We start from the raw sequence: 12,852 nt of genomic DNA, 5'->3' as shown, positions 1-12,852 counted from the left end.
GCCCCCTGGGGGGCGCGCGAAGCGCGTAGGGGGGATCAGATCGGCGGCGCCTGCAGCATCGGCCGATGGAAGATCTCGCCCAGCCCCGCGTAGTACGGTCCGCCCAGCCGGGCGATGGGCCGCATCGCCACGGCATCGATGTGCCGGCCGTTGAATATGGCCTCGGACAGATGGAAGGCCACCACTTCGCCGATGTAGAGCGTGTTCAGGCCCCGTCCCAGCGGCAGCACGTGCTCGAGCCGGCATTCCATCTGGATCGGCGTGGCGGGAATGCGCGGCGGCCGCACCACCGTGCTGGGCGCCAGCTCGATGCCCAGCGCCTCGGGCTCGCCGATCTCGGGCGGGTAGTCCGCGCCCGACGCATGCATCAGCTCCAGCGTCGCTTCCGTGGCCACGTTGACCACGAACTCGCGCGTCTCGACGATGTTGCGTGCCGTGTCCTTCAACTCGCCCTTGCGCGAGCCGATGTTCACCGCCAGCATCGGCGGGCTGTGCGCCACGTAGTTGTACGAACTGAACGGCGCGGCATTGACCCGTCCCGATTCATCCTGCGTGGTGATCCACGCCACCGGCCGGGGCGCCACGCAGCCCACGATCAGCCGATAGGCCTCCTCGGTGCTCATGCCCTCGGTCTTCAACGTAACGAAACCGCTCATTCAACACTCCATGGGGCGGAAACCACCCCGAAAACCCGTGCCCCAATCCAAGAAGAACTCACAAGACCCAGGGCACAGCGGATCCGGCTTTGCCGGTCCGCCAGTGCCGCCCCCCTGTGGGGGGGCGCGCGAAGCGCGTAGGGGGGCTAATCCAGCTTGATATTGGCGTCCTCGATGATCCGCTTCCACTTCGCGCTTTCGACCTTCATCAGCGAATCCAGCTGCTCGGGCGAACCGCCGCCCACGACCGCGCCGAACTGCTCGAGCTTGGCCCGGCCCTCGGGCGAGTTCAGCACGAGGTTGATCTCGCGGTTGAGTTTGTCGACGATGGGACGCGGCATGCCGGCGGGGCCCGCGACGGCGAACCAGACCGAGGCCTCGACGTCGAAGCCCTGCTCGACCGCGGTGGGCACGTCGGGCGTGCCGGGGAAACGCTTCTTGGAGGTCACCGCCAGGCCGTTCATCTTGCCGCTCTGGATCTGCGGGATGAAGGCCGTGATGGGCGCGACGATGGCCTGGATGGAGCCGCCCAGCAGGTCCGTCATGGCCGGCGTGTCGCCCTTGTACGGCACGCCCAGGAAGTCGGTCCGGGTATTGTGCCGCAGCAGTTCATAGGCCAGGTGCCCGATGGTGCCGTTGCCCGGATTGCCGATGGAATACTTGCCCGGCGCGGCCTTGGCCAGCGCGATGAATTCCTTCAGGTTCTTGGCCGGGGTCTTGTCGGTGGACACGACCACCAGCGGGATCTCGCCCACCAGCACGATGGGAGTCAGGTCCTTGGCCGGGTCGTACGGCATGGACTTGTACAGGTACTTGTTGTTGGCCAGCGGCCCGGAGGTCGTCAGCGTGAGCGTGTAGCCGTCGGGCGAGGCCTTGGCGACCTGGTCGGTGCCGATGTTGCCGGCCGCGCCCGGACGGTTGTCCACGACGAACTGCTGGCCGAGCTTCTGGCCCAGCCGCTCGGCGATCAGGCGCGCGACCACGTCGGTGCTGCCGCCGGCCGGGAACGGCACGATCAGCCGCACCGGCCGGGTAGGCCATGACGCGGCGTCGTCCTTGGCGTGGGCGGCGGTGGCGCCCAGGGCCAGGATGGCGGTGGCGCAGGCGAGAAGTCGATGATTCTTCATGGGGTCTCCGATCTGTCGTAATGAAGAAGATTGCCGCACTCAGTGCGTGGAATCCGCGCGGTGCCGGTCGAGTTCTTCGAGAATGCCAGGCAGCCGCTGCTGCACGTTCTCGCGCAGCTGTCGGTAGAGGCTGTTGCCGTGGGCGTCGATGCCCACCGTGGCGGGGCCCAGGTCCTTGACGCGCAAGGTCACCAGGCGGAATTGCGAGATGTAGTCTTCCCAGTGCACGGACACCACTTCCTGGATCGCGCGGGCCAGCAGCGTGCAGCCGCCGCCCAGGAAGGACAGGTAGATGCAGCCCGTCTCGCGCATGGCCTGCACGCTTTCCTCGCCCAGTCCGCCCTTGCCGCCCACGATGCGCAGGCCGTAGGCCCGGATCAGCGGCGGCATGAGCGCGTCGTAGCGCGTGCTGGTGGTGGGGTTCATGTACAGGGCCTCGTAGCCCGAGGGCGTGTCGCTCTCGCGGTTGTACGAGCTCAGGTGCAGGAAGGCGCCGCCGTGCACGTCCACCGGCAGCGGCTTGCCCTCGCGGGCGTAGTCGATCATGCGCTGGTGCGTAGGTAGGCCGATGGTGACGACGATGTCGCCGGTCAGGTAGACCAGGTCGCCGGCCTGGATACGGGCGATGTCGTCCGCGCTTGCCGGCAAGGTCAGGCGATGGGTATTCACGATGCTCGTCTCCGTTGCCGCTATTCCAGGCGTTCGACCGTGCCGTCCTGGTAGATGCGGGCACAGGTGCGCCGGTTGATCCAGCAGTTGAAGGCCACGGCCACGGGCATGAAGCCGTGGCTGGCCGAATAGTCGATGTGCACCGCCATGGCGGTGGTGTCGCCGCCCGTGCCCATGGGCCCGAAGCCGGTGTCGTTGATGGCCTTGAGCAGGCGCTGTTCCATGGCCGCCAGGACGGGCTCGGGATTGGTCTGGCCGAAGGGGCGCAGGACGCACTCCTTGGCCATCTTGGCCGCGTAGTCGAAGGTGCCGCCTATGCCCACGCCCACGACGATGGGCGGACAGGGCTGCGAGCCGGCCTTGAGCACGGTATCGAGCACGTATTTCTCGATGGTCTCCAGCGACGGGTAGACGAAGGTCTCGATGGCTTCCCAGCGGCCCGTGCCCATGGCCTTGGGCGCGCAGACGATCTCCATGTAGTCCGCGCCGTCGACCATGTCGAAGGTGACCAGGGGCATGTTCTTGCCCTCGTAGCTGCGTTGCAGGGTCAGCGGATTGGTCACCATCTTCAGGATGGGCGGGTCCGCGCGCGCGACCAGGTCGGCGAAGCCGTCGACGATGGCCTGGCGTACGTTGCCTTCGAAACTCACGCCCGTGCCCACGCGGATCATGTAGGTGGGCACGCCCACGTCCGAACAGACCAGGTGGCTTTCGGACTCGGCGGCCTCGGCGCTTTCGAGCATGATGCGCAGCGTCTGCCTGCCGAGCTGGACCGTCTCGCGCTGCTGCGCCTGGGCCAGCACCCGCTTGGTGTCGTCCGGGACTTTCTTCAGCGACCACTCGTACAAGGACGAGGTGACCGACCTGATGGTTTCGCTGGAAATGGACATGCATGCCGCCGTGCGCCGGCTCTCCGTGCTTACTCTATCTAGGGTGGCAGGATGCGGCGCGGGCGGCTGGGGTTCAAGCGATGTTTTGGTATTTTTCGCCTATAGAAAAGTTGGGCAAGGGCCGGCTACGCCGGATACAGCCCCAGGGCCGCGGCGCGCATGCGCGCCAGCGCGTAGACGGTATCCAGGGTCGGCGTGGAGAATCGGGCCGCCGCGGCGGTCTCGACCAGCGCGCCCAGGATGCTGTCGATCTCCACCGGCCGGCCCGCCTCCACGTCCTGCAGCATCGACGTTTTGATGTGGCCCAGCCCCCGGGTGAAGGCGATGCGGTCGCGCGACTCGACCTGGGCCGGCAGCCCGAGCCGGGTGCCCAGCGCCAGCGCCTCGTCCATCATGGCCACGAACATGGCGTGCAGGCGGGGATCGTCGATCATGTCGTCGGTATAGGCGCCCGTCAGCAGGCTGGCGGGGTTGAAGCAGGCATTGCCCAGCAGCTTGGTCCAGATGTCGGCGCGCACGTTCTCGCTGGCGGGGGCATCGAAGCCCGCCCGCGTGAACAGCCCGGCCACGGCGCGGGCGCGTTCGCTCGACCCGCCCTTCGGCTCGCCCAGCACGATGCGGTTGCCCGAGGCGTGCAGGGTCAGGCCGGGCTCGGGGGTCGAGGCCGACGCGAAGACCACGGCGCCCAGCACCTGGTCCGCCGGCAGGCTGGCCTCGATGCCGCCGTCCGGATCGACGCTGCGCAGGCGCGTGCCGCCCAGGGGCAGGCCGGCGTCCAGGAAGAACCACCAGGGGATGCCGTTCAAGGCCGGGATCACGACCGTGTCGGCGCCGACCAGCGGACGGATGGCCCGTGCGATCTCCGGCAGGGCCGGTGCCTTGACGGTGATGACGACGACGTCCTGCGGGCCCAGCGCCCGGGCGTCGTCGCTGGCCCGGACCGGCGAGGCGACGAGCTTGCCCGCCGAGTCGAGCCGTTGGCCGTGCCGGCGCAGCGCTTCCAGCGTGCGGCCGCGGGCCAGCAGCGAAACGTCGTTGCCGGCCTGGGCCAGGCGTCCGGCGACGAGGCCGCCTATCGCTCCGGCGCCGACGATGCAGATACGGGGGTGATCGGTCATGGTCTTCCTCTTCCTTGGGGGCGGTGCGAGCGCCGGCATCTTACCCGAGGCAACCGGGTTCACCTTCGCTTACGTCGGGGTGCCGGGCGTCCCATCCGGACTTCCGGCACAATGGGGGCTTGCTGTGTTGCATATTCACGATATCTGGATGAACGTATTCGACTCCATATCGGCTCGTGCTCAGGTCGATCCCCCGCCGGACTCCCTGCGACTGCGCATTGCCGGCCATGATTGCGGCTGGGTGGCGCACGACGTGCCGCGCTGGCTGGCCGCCTTTCCGGGCGAAATACTGCTGGAACCCGGCGTGGTGCACCTGCTGCCCGAGCTGGCGGGCACGCCGGCCTCGGCCGGGCGCGCCCAGGCCGTCAGCGAGCTGCTGGCGCGTGTCGCCACGGCGCTTTCCGAAGCCGGCCGGCTCAACGGCTGGCGCAACGAACTGCTGGACGTGGTGGCCGAGGACGGCACCGTCCTGGGCGTGATCGAGCGGGCATCCGTGCGGCCCCTGGGCATCGCCACCCATGCCGTCCACCTGAACGCCTGGACCGACAGCGGGCAGTTGTGGATCGCCCAGCGGTCGTTCACCAAGACCACCGATCCCGGAATGTGGGATACCCTCGTGGGAGGGCTGGTCAGCGCCGCGGAAACCCCCGAATCGGCCCTGCTCAGGGAAAGCTGGGAAGAGGCCGGCCTGTTGCCCCATCACCTGAAGGACGGCCGGCGCAGCGGCCAGTTCACCGTGCGCCGGGTTCTGCCCGAGGGCTACCAGGTCGAGCACGTGACCGTGGTCGATACCGTCCTGGGGCCCGAGGTCGTGCCCGAGAACCAGGACGGCGAAGTGGTCGCCTTGCGTACGGTATCGCCGGAAGAGGTGCTGGAACTGGTGGCCGACGGTGCGTTCACGCTGGAGGCCGCGCTGTCCATGAAGGTCAGCCTGGGCGCGTTCGCGCCCGTATCCCTGGTCGCTTCCCCGGCCGAAGCCGCCCGCGTCAGCCTTTGACCCGGGCCACGGCCTGGCGCGCCTGCCGCCAGGCCGCGAGGGCCGCCCGCGCCGGTTCGGGCATGGCCGCCTCGTCCAGCGCGGGAAGGTGATGCATGATCATGGCGGCATAGGGGCCCGCCAGCGCCGCGGCCTCGGCGCACAGCACGCACGCTTCGCTCGTCGAAGGCTTGCGCGTGCGCCAGAAATTGATTGCGTCCTCGAGTTCGGTCAGGGTGATTTCCATGCGGACCATTCTGGCAGACTTTGCCAGCCGGGGGCGGAAACATTCGGTCAATTCCGATACAGAAAGCGCGAGATCCCGCCACGCCCCGAAACAACATGGAAGGCCGCTTGGAGGTAACTTACGTGAACCTTACGAGCGGAGTGACGCCATGTTTTCCGGTACTTCTTCCGGTTCCCGAATCCCCATCGACGCCGCCTTCGCGCGCGCGCATCGCAGCATGCGGGGAGCCGTCGCGCTGCATCCGCTGGTGGCCGCCGCAGCCATCAGCATCATCGTCCTGGCCGCCGTCGGCGTGGGCGTCCTGACCGGACTGCTGCCCTCGCCGCTGGCCAAGTCGGCCCCCACGCAAGAGCTGACCGAAGCGTCCGCCCCGGCCGGTGGCCGGGATTTCGGCAAGGCCTCGGCCCATGCGCCGGCTCCGGCGAAGCAGGCCGCGGCCGAGCGTGCCGCGCCGACGCGCGCCGCCAGCCGCCCTGCCCCGGTCTATCGCGAACCGGCGCGGCCGGTGGCGGCCACCTGCGGCAACTGCGGAACGGTCGAGAGCGTGCGCGCCGTGCAGGTCCAGGGCCAGGGAACGGGCCTGGGCGCGGTCGGCGGCGGTGTCGTGGGCGGCGTGGTCGGCAACCAGTTCGGTGGCGGCAGCGGCCGTACCGCGCTGACGGTGCTGGGTGCCCTGGGCGGCGCCTACGCGGGCAACGAGGTCGAGAAGCGTGTGCGCAGCTCGACGCAGTACGAGATGACCGTCAGGATGGACGACGGCAGCGTGCGCACTTTCCATAGCGCCTCGGCCTATCCGTGGCGCAGCGGCGATCCGGTGCGCGTCGTGAACGGCTCGGTAGTGTCCCGCAACGGCGGCGACTCCCAGGCGATGCGGGTCGGCGACTACAACTGACCGGCCGGACCGGGCGGCGCCGCCGCCCGGTTCCCGCCCTCAGGCTTTCTTCTTGCGCCGCTTCAACGCCAGCATCGTGCCCCGGCACGAGTCGGCGCCGCACAAGCACTGATAGTTCTTCTTCAACGTCGGCGTGATGCGCTCGTCGATGACCAGGCCGTAGTCATAATTGAGCTCTTCGCCGCGTTCGATGGGATGCTGCGAGACGATGAAGACGCGGCCATCGTCCGTTTCCTCCGCTTCGCAGTTGGGCTCGCAGGCGTGGTTGATCCAGCGCGCATCGTTGCCCTGGCTGCCGCCGTCGATCACCTTGCCGCTTTCCAGCGCGAAGAAGAAGGTGTGGTACGGATCCTCGGGATTGACCGGGTGGCGGCGGTCGGCTTCGGCCGCGCTGATGCGTTCGCCCGCGTACTCGATGACACGGGTGCCGGCGGGGATCTTGCGGGCCGCGAACACACCGGTTCCATGCACCCGCGAGCGGCGCACGACATACCAGGGCTTGCCGCCGGGGCCGGGATCGACGTCCACGCGATCCTCGGCGGGCTGCTCGACAACAGGAGACTTGCGCGCCCGTGAGGGCGTTTTCTTCTTGACGGTCATTGGGCTCTACGGCTCAGCTGGAGGTCTTCGCGGCCGCCTTCCTGGCGGTTTTCTTCGCGGGGGCTTTCTTGGCGGCGGTCTTGCGCGGCGCGGCTTTCTTGGCCGCCGCCTTCTTGGCGGGGGCCTTCTTCGCCGGCGCCGCGACGGCTTCGTCCTGGCTGGCGGCTTTCTTTGCCGCCGTCTTCCGGGCCGCCGGCGCATCCTCGCCCGCCTTGCCGCCCTTGGCGGGGCGCGGCTCGAACTCGAAGCCTATCTTGCCATCGGGCTGCCGGACCAGAAAGGCCTTGAACTTGCGATTGGTGCGGCTGGAGACGAAGTTCTGCAGCAGGTCGGTGCGTCCTTCGGTCAGCAGCTTGGCCATCTGCTCGGCCGTGATTTCCTGCTGGAGGATGACCTTGCCCGAGCGGAAGTCGCACGAACGTTGCGGCCCGACCGACTTCTCGCACACGAAGCTCATGCCGTGTTCGAACACGTTCGAGCCGCATTTCGGGCACGGGCCCACCGGCGTCTGGCCGGAGAAGTCCACGGCTTCGGAGGATTCCTCGTCGGCCTGGCCGAAGTCGAACTCCAGCTTGTAGTCGTCGGTGATGCGCAGGATGGCCGAGAAGGGTCGGCCCATCTTGCTGATGAAGCCGTTCAGGGGGCCGATCTCGCGCTTGGCCAGCAATTCCTCGACTTCCTGCAGTTCGAAGGTGCGCCCGCCCGGGTGCTTGCTGATCGAGAAATCGCAGGCGGTGCAGGCGTAGCGCCGGTAGTTCTCCTTGACCACGGCGCCGCATTTCGGACACGGCGTGGTCAGGGTGGCATAGTCGCCAGGCACGGTGTCGCGGTCGTATTCCTTCGCGCGCTTGACGATGACCTGGGTCATCTGCGCGATCTCGCGCATGAAGGCCTCGCGCGCCAACTGGCCGCGTTCGATCTGCGACAGCTTGTGCTCCCACTCGCCGGTCAGCTCGGGCGAGGTCAGCTCGTCCACGTCCAGGCCCGACAGCAGCGTCATCAACTGGCGCGCCTTGGCGGTGGGCACCAGCTCGCGGCCTTCGCGGCGCAGGTAGAGTTCGTTGATCAGCCCTTCGATGATGCCCGCGCGCGTGGCCGGCGTACCCAGGCCGCGCGCGGACATGGCCTCGCGCAGCTCTTCGTCGTCGACCAGCTTGCCCGCGCCTTCCATGGCCGACAGCAGCGTCGCTTCCGTGTAGCGGGCGGGCGGCTTGGTCACCAGGCCCACGGCCTCGACTTCCTCGGTACGCACCTGCTCGCCAGGGGCGACCGGCACCAGGTTGGCGTCCTCGCCCTGCGCGTCGCGGCCGTAGACGGCCATCCAGCCCGGATTGACCAGGACCTTGCCCTCGGTCTTGAAATGGTGGCCCGCGACCTCGGTGATCCGGGTCGTCACCAGGAATTCGGCCGCCGGGAAGAACACCGCCAGGAAGCGCTTGACCACCAGGTCGTACAGCTTGGCCTCGGCCTCGCTCAACTCGCGCGGTGCCTGCAGCGTCGGGATGATGGCGAAGTGGTCCGACACCTTCTTGTTGTCGAACACGCGGCGATTGGGCTTGACCCAGCCGCTGTCCAGGATCTTCGAGGCGAACGGCGCATAGCCGGGCCGGCTGGCGGCCAGCGTCTGCATGGTCTGGCGCACCGTGCCCAGGTAGTCCTCGGGCAGGTAGCGCGAGTCGGTACGCGGGTAGGTCAGCGCCTTGTGGCGTTCGTACAGGGTCTGGGCCAGCGCCAGCGTGGTCTTGGCCGAGAAGCCGAAGCGCGAGTTGGCCTCGCGTTGCAGCGTGGTCAGGTCGTACAGCAGTCCGGACAACTGGGTGGACGGCTTGGATTCTTCCGTGACCGAACCCGTGCGCTCGCGGCAGGCCGCCACGACCGACTCGGCGGCGGCCTTGCTCCACAGGCGCGATTCGCGCTTCTCGGGGTCCTGCGGATCCTTGACGTGCTTGGGGTCGAACCAGCGGCCCTCGTACAGGCCGGCGGCGGCGACGAACTGCGCGCGCACTTCCCAGTAGTCGCGCGGCACGAACTGGCGGATGCGCTCCTCGCGCTCGGACACGATGGCCAGCGTGGGCGTCTGCACCCGGCCCACCGTGGTCTTGAAGAAGCCGCCGTCCTTGCTGTTGAAGGCCGTCATCGCCCGCGTGCCGTTGATGCCCACCAGCCAGTCGGCCTCGGCGCGCGAGCGCGCCGCGGCTTCCAGTGGCTGCAGCGCGGCGTCCGAGCGCAGGTCGGCGAAGGCGTCGCGGATGGCCTGCTGCGTCATCGATTGCAGCCACAGCCGCTTGATGGGCTTGTTGGTCTTTGCGTACTGGGCGATGTAGCGGAAGATCAACTCGCCTTCGCGTCCCGCGTCGCAGGCGTTGATCAGGGCGTCCACGTCCTTGCGCTTGATCAGCCGCACCAGCAGGCGCAGGCGCTCTTCCGAGCGCTTGTCGGCCGGCCCCAGCTCGAACTCGGGAGGAATCACCGGCAGATGGGTGAAGCTCCACTTGCCCTTGACCGGATCGTTGGGCGCCACGAGGGTGAGCAGGTGCCCGACGCTGGACGAAAGCACGTAGTCGTCGCTTTCGAAATAATCGCCTTCGCGCTTGAACCCGCCCAGCGCGCGGGAAATGTCCAGCGCGACCGAAGGTTTCTCGGCGATGATCAGAGTTTTGCCCATTGACTTCCAGTTGACGGAGCCGACGCGAACAAATAGTGCGTCAAAGCGCCGGATGATACGGGGGGATTTTTAAGCAGCGCAAGTCGGGCCTATGCCCACCAAGCCAAAAAACGCCGGCTCCGCCTTTCGAAGCGCCCCGGATTAAGACTTGTTTCCATCGAAAACAACCCCCGGCCCCCTTGGGGGCTCACCATACTGGGCACGCGTCAGCGCGTAGGGGGGCTAATGCAGCTGCCGGGCGCTGCCGTCTTCCAGCAGTTCTTCCAGGATCAGGTTGTCGATCTCGGTTTCCTGGCTCCACAGCACCATCAGGACGATGATCTTCAGCTTGTCCAGGGGCACGGGGGCCTCGCCCAGCGCGAAGGCGCGGTCGATCACAATCTCGCGCAGGGGGGACGACAGCACGCCCGCCGACTCCAGGAAGGCGATGAAGCCGATCGCTTCCGATCCGAGCTGGCGATACTCGGCCTCGGCGTAGATACGACAGCCGCTACTGGGAACAAGGGCGAGATCGACACAACGATGAGTGGATTCGGCAAGCCCGGACAGCCAGGTCAGGGCGTCGTCGATTTCATCGTCTTCGAAGCCGGCGGCGGCAAGCTTGCGCGCCAGCGTTTCCGGGTCCGGGCACGCTTCCGGCGTGTAGTAGTTCTCGAAGAGGTAGACGAGAATTTCGAACATAAGTCAGCGTGTAAGGCTGGATCCACTGTACGCTGAATTGCATCCCTAGGCAAATTGCCCGGCATTTGCTGCTCATGCGTTGTGTGCGCGGCACACAAGGGGATTCAGCGCATGGGCGTGGCCTGGTAGCGGCCGCCGTCGAGCCGGGCGATCAGCCCCCGCAGCTCCAGCTCGAGCAGCCTGGCCTGCAATTGCGGGACCGCCAGGCCCGTGCGCGCCGCCAGCGCGTCGACGTGGACGGGGCCGTAGCCCATGCCCGCCAGCACCGGATCCCGCGGCAGCGCCGGTTCCGGCGGCGGCGCTGCGGATCCGGAACCGGCGCCCAGCTCGTCCAGGATGTCCTGCGCCGATTCCACCAGCTTGGCGCCCTGCCGGATCAGGGCGTGGCACCCTCGCGACAGCGGCGAATGGATGGATCCCGGGATGGCGAAGACCTCGCGGCCGGCGTCGGCCGCCAGCCGGGCGGTGATCAGCGAGCCGCTGCGTGCGGCCGCCTCGGCCACCAGCGTGCCTTGCGTCAGTCCGGCCACCAGCCGGTTGCGCCGGGGGAACTGGTGCGGCAGCGCGGGCAGGCCCAGCGGGAACTCGGACACGATGGCTCCTTGCGCGGCGATGCGCTCGGCCAGGCCTCGGTTGCGGGGCGGATAGACCACGTCGACCCCCGTGCCCACCACCGCGACCGTGCCGCCGCCGGCGGCGCCGGCCTCGAGCGCGCCTTCGTGGGCGGCGGTGTCTATGCCCAGCGCCAGGCCGCTGACGATGCACCAGCCCCGCTGCGCCAGGTGGCGGGCATAGGCGCGCGCGTTCGCCATGCCGTCGGGCGTGGCGTGGCGGGCCCCGACGATGGCGATGGCCTGCGGCGACAGCCGGGACGGATCGCCCGCCAGGTAGAGCAGCGGCGGCGGGTCGTGGATGGCCAGCAGCGCCCGGGGATAGCCGGCGTCGGCCAGCGTCAGGAGGTGGTGGCCGGGGTGTTCGGCCCAGCGCAGGGTGCGTTCCAGGGTGGCGGCGTGCTGGGGCGACGGCGAACGGGCCAGCTGCGCGGCCAGCGGTGGCGGCAACAGGGCCGCCAGTTCGTCGCGGGACAGGCTGTAAAGGCGCTGCGGCAATCCGACCGCTTGCAACAGTTCGCGCGCGGTGGCCGGTCCGATGCCGGGTTCGAGGGTAAGCCGCAGCCAGGCGGACAGTTCTTCCGGAGTGTGGGCGAGAGGCATGCCGCTATCTAAACATGGCAGGCGCCGCAGGGTAGCCCCGGGCAGGACATCGATGTCCCGCCTCGCCGCTGAACGGATCGCGCGCCGGCGCGTCCAATGGCCAGGGACGGCGCTCGCCTCCCGCTATATAAATAGCGGGGATCCCCGCGATCCCGCCTCGCGCGGGCGGCCGGACTCGCCGGGAAGCTGTGGTATCTTGCCCCTTGGATCCCGGCCAACCGGCCCCATTTATTCTGAAATGGCCCCTGTCCGAGGGGCAACGGCAACACGATCATGGCATTGCTACCCATTCTTCACTATCCCGACGCAAGGCTGCACAAGAAAGCCAAGCCGGTGGCGGTGGTCGACGACCGCATCCGCCGCATCGTCCGCGACATGGCCGAGACCATGTACGCCGCGCCGGGTATCGGGCTGGCCGCCACCCAGGTCGATATCCACGAGCGCATCGTGGTCATCGACGTGTCCGAGAACAACGACGACCTGCTCGTCCTGATCAACCCGGTCATCACCTGGAAGAGCGAGGAAACCCAGGTCTACGAGGAAGGCTGCCTGTCGGTGCCCGGCATCTACGACGAGGTCAAGCGCGCCGCCCGCATCAAGGTCGAGGCCACCAACGAACAGGGCGAACGCTACGAATTCGACGCCGAAGGCATCCTGGCCGTCTGCGTCCAGCACGAACTCGACCACCTGGAAGGCAAGGTCTTCGTCGAATACCTCTCCCCCCTCAAGCAAAGCCGCATCAAGACCAAGCTGCGCAAGCTGGAAAAGGTCTAGGGAAGCCCACCCCCAAGCGGCCTTCGGCCGCTCCCCCTCAAGGGGGCGGCGCTAGCGGACCGGCAAAGCCGGATCCGCGGCGCCTAAGATCAAAGCAAGCATGCGGTGCTTCGCACCGAGATACCCCACGAAGACCCAGGATGCGGTGGATCCGGCTTTGCCGGTCCACCCGCATCGCCCCCTGGGGGGCGCGCGCAAGCGCGTAGGGGGGGGGACCATGTATCAAGCGCGTAGGGGGGGACCATGTATCATTCCCCCTCCGACAATCAATAATCCCATCCCGCCCGCGCAGGAAGCGGCGTGCAAGGCCGCGCGCCAAGCAGGGAGTCCAGATCCAGGGTGC

The 12,852-nt window shown here is 68.1% G+C and carries 13 protein-coding genes; 3 read left to right on the top strand and 10 right to left on the bottom strand.

Translation table 11 applies throughout. The features are described 5' to 3' along the window. Nucleotides 1-35: 35 nt before the first annotated feature. The 5 genes from CDO46_RS12985 to CDO46_RS12965 form a co-directional block, all read right to left on the bottom strand. The gene (locus CDO46_RS12985; RefSeq protein WP_087838885.1) at nt 36-656 is read right to left on the bottom strand and encodes a flavin reductase family protein; all 621 of its coding nucleotides are present in this window, start codon (nt 654-656) and stop codon (nt 36-38) included. Nucleotides 657-802: 146 nt separating this feature from the next. Continuing rightward, nucleotides 803-1,783 (bottom strand): tripartite tricarboxylate transporter substrate binding protein, encoded by a 981-nt coding sequence (locus tag CDO46_RS12980; RefSeq protein ID WP_087838884.1) that lies wholly within the window; start codon nt 1,781-1,783, stop codon nt 803-805. Nucleotides 1,784-1,822: 39 nt separating this feature from the next. Beyond that, nucleotides 1,823-2,452, bottom strand: coding sequence for a fumarate hydratase C-terminal domain-containing protein (locus CDO46_RS12975; RefSeq protein WP_242621344.1), 630 nt, complete (start codon nt 2,450-2,452; stop codon nt 1,823-1,825). A gap of 20 nt (nt 2,453-2,472) precedes the next feature. Continuing rightward, complete coding sequence (locus tag CDO46_RS12970; RefSeq protein ID WP_087838883.1) at nt 2,473-3,342, bottom strand: fumarate hydratase; 870 nt, start codon at nt 3,340-3,342, stop codon at nt 2,473-2,475. A gap of 125 nt (nt 3,343-3,467) precedes the next feature. Continuing rightward, nucleotides 3,468-4,460: a 2-dehydropantoate 2-reductase gene (locus CDO46_RS12965; protein ID WP_087838882.1), complete on the bottom strand. Its 993-nt coding sequence runs from the start codon at nt 4,458-4,460 to the stop codon at nt 3,468-3,470. A gap of 148 nt (nt 4,461-4,608) precedes the next feature. Between CDO46_RS12965 and CDO46_RS12960 the strand changes: the two genes are divergently transcribed. Beyond that, the gene (locus tag CDO46_RS12960; protein ID WP_087838881.1) at nt 4,609-5,457 is read left to right on the top strand and encodes an NUDIX hydrolase family protein; all 849 of its coding nucleotides are present in this window, start codon (nt 4,609-4,611) and stop codon (nt 5,455-5,457) included. On the opposite strand, the gene CDO46_RS12955 is transcribed toward CDO46_RS12960, so the two are convergent. Beyond that, nucleotides 5,447-5,683, bottom strand: a complete 237-nt coding sequence (locus CDO46_RS12955; protein WP_087839102.1) for a DUF3717 domain-containing protein — start codon at nt 5,681-5,683, stop codon at nt 5,447-5,449. The genes CDO46_RS12960 and CDO46_RS12955 overlap by 11 nt on opposite strands. A gap of 148 nt (nt 5,684-5,831) precedes the next feature. Between CDO46_RS12955 and CDO46_RS12950 the strand changes: the two genes are divergently transcribed. Further along, nucleotides 5,832-6,575: a glycine zipper 2TM domain-containing protein gene (locus CDO46_RS12950; RefSeq protein ID WP_243724503.1), complete on the top strand. Its 744-nt coding sequence runs from the start codon at nt 5,832-5,834 to the stop codon at nt 6,573-6,575. Between the two features lie 39 nt (nt 6,576-6,614). On the opposite strand, the gene CDO46_RS12945 is transcribed toward CDO46_RS12950, so the two are convergent. The 4 genes from CDO46_RS12945 to dprA form a co-directional block, all read right to left on the bottom strand. Next, nucleotides 6,615-7,175, bottom strand: coding sequence for an SET domain-containing protein (locus tag CDO46_RS12945; RefSeq protein WP_087838880.1), 561 nt, complete (start codon nt 7,173-7,175; stop codon nt 6,615-6,617). Between the two features lie 13 nt (nt 7,176-7,188). Continuing rightward, entirely contained in the window at nt 7,189-9,840 is a 2,652-nt protein-coding gene (locus tag CDO46_RS12940; RefSeq protein WP_087838879.1) for a DNA topoisomerase III, read from the bottom strand. Nucleotides 9,841-10,062: 222 nt separating this feature from the next. Next, entirely contained in the window at nt 10,063-10,521 is a 459-nt protein-coding gene (locus CDO46_RS12935; protein WP_087838878.1) for a DUF494 family protein, read from the bottom strand. A 104-nt stretch (nt 10,522-10,625) separates the two neighbouring features. Next, nucleotides 10,626-11,735, bottom strand: coding sequence for a DNA-processing protein DprA (gene dprA / locus CDO46_RS12930; RefSeq protein WP_087838877.1), 1,110 nt, complete (start codon nt 11,733-11,735; stop codon nt 10,626-10,628). A gap of 273 nt (nt 11,736-12,008) precedes the next feature. Between dprA and def the strand changes: the two genes are divergently transcribed. Next, a complete protein-coding gene (gene def / locus CDO46_RS12925; protein WP_087838876.1) occupies nt 12,009-12,509 on the top strand; it encodes a peptide deformylase in 501 nt (166 codons plus the stop codon). The last annotated feature ends 343 nt before the right edge of the window (nt 12,510-12,852 follow it).

The organism is Pigmentiphaga sp. NML030171 (assembly GCF_002188635.1).
Lineage (GTDB): Bacteria > Pseudomonadota > Gammaproteobacteria > Burkholderiales > Burkholderiaceae_B > Pigmentiphaga > Pigmentiphaga daeguensis.
The sequence above is the reverse complement of the archived record's forward strand: the minus strand, read 5'-3'. Positions and strand labels throughout refer to the sequence as shown.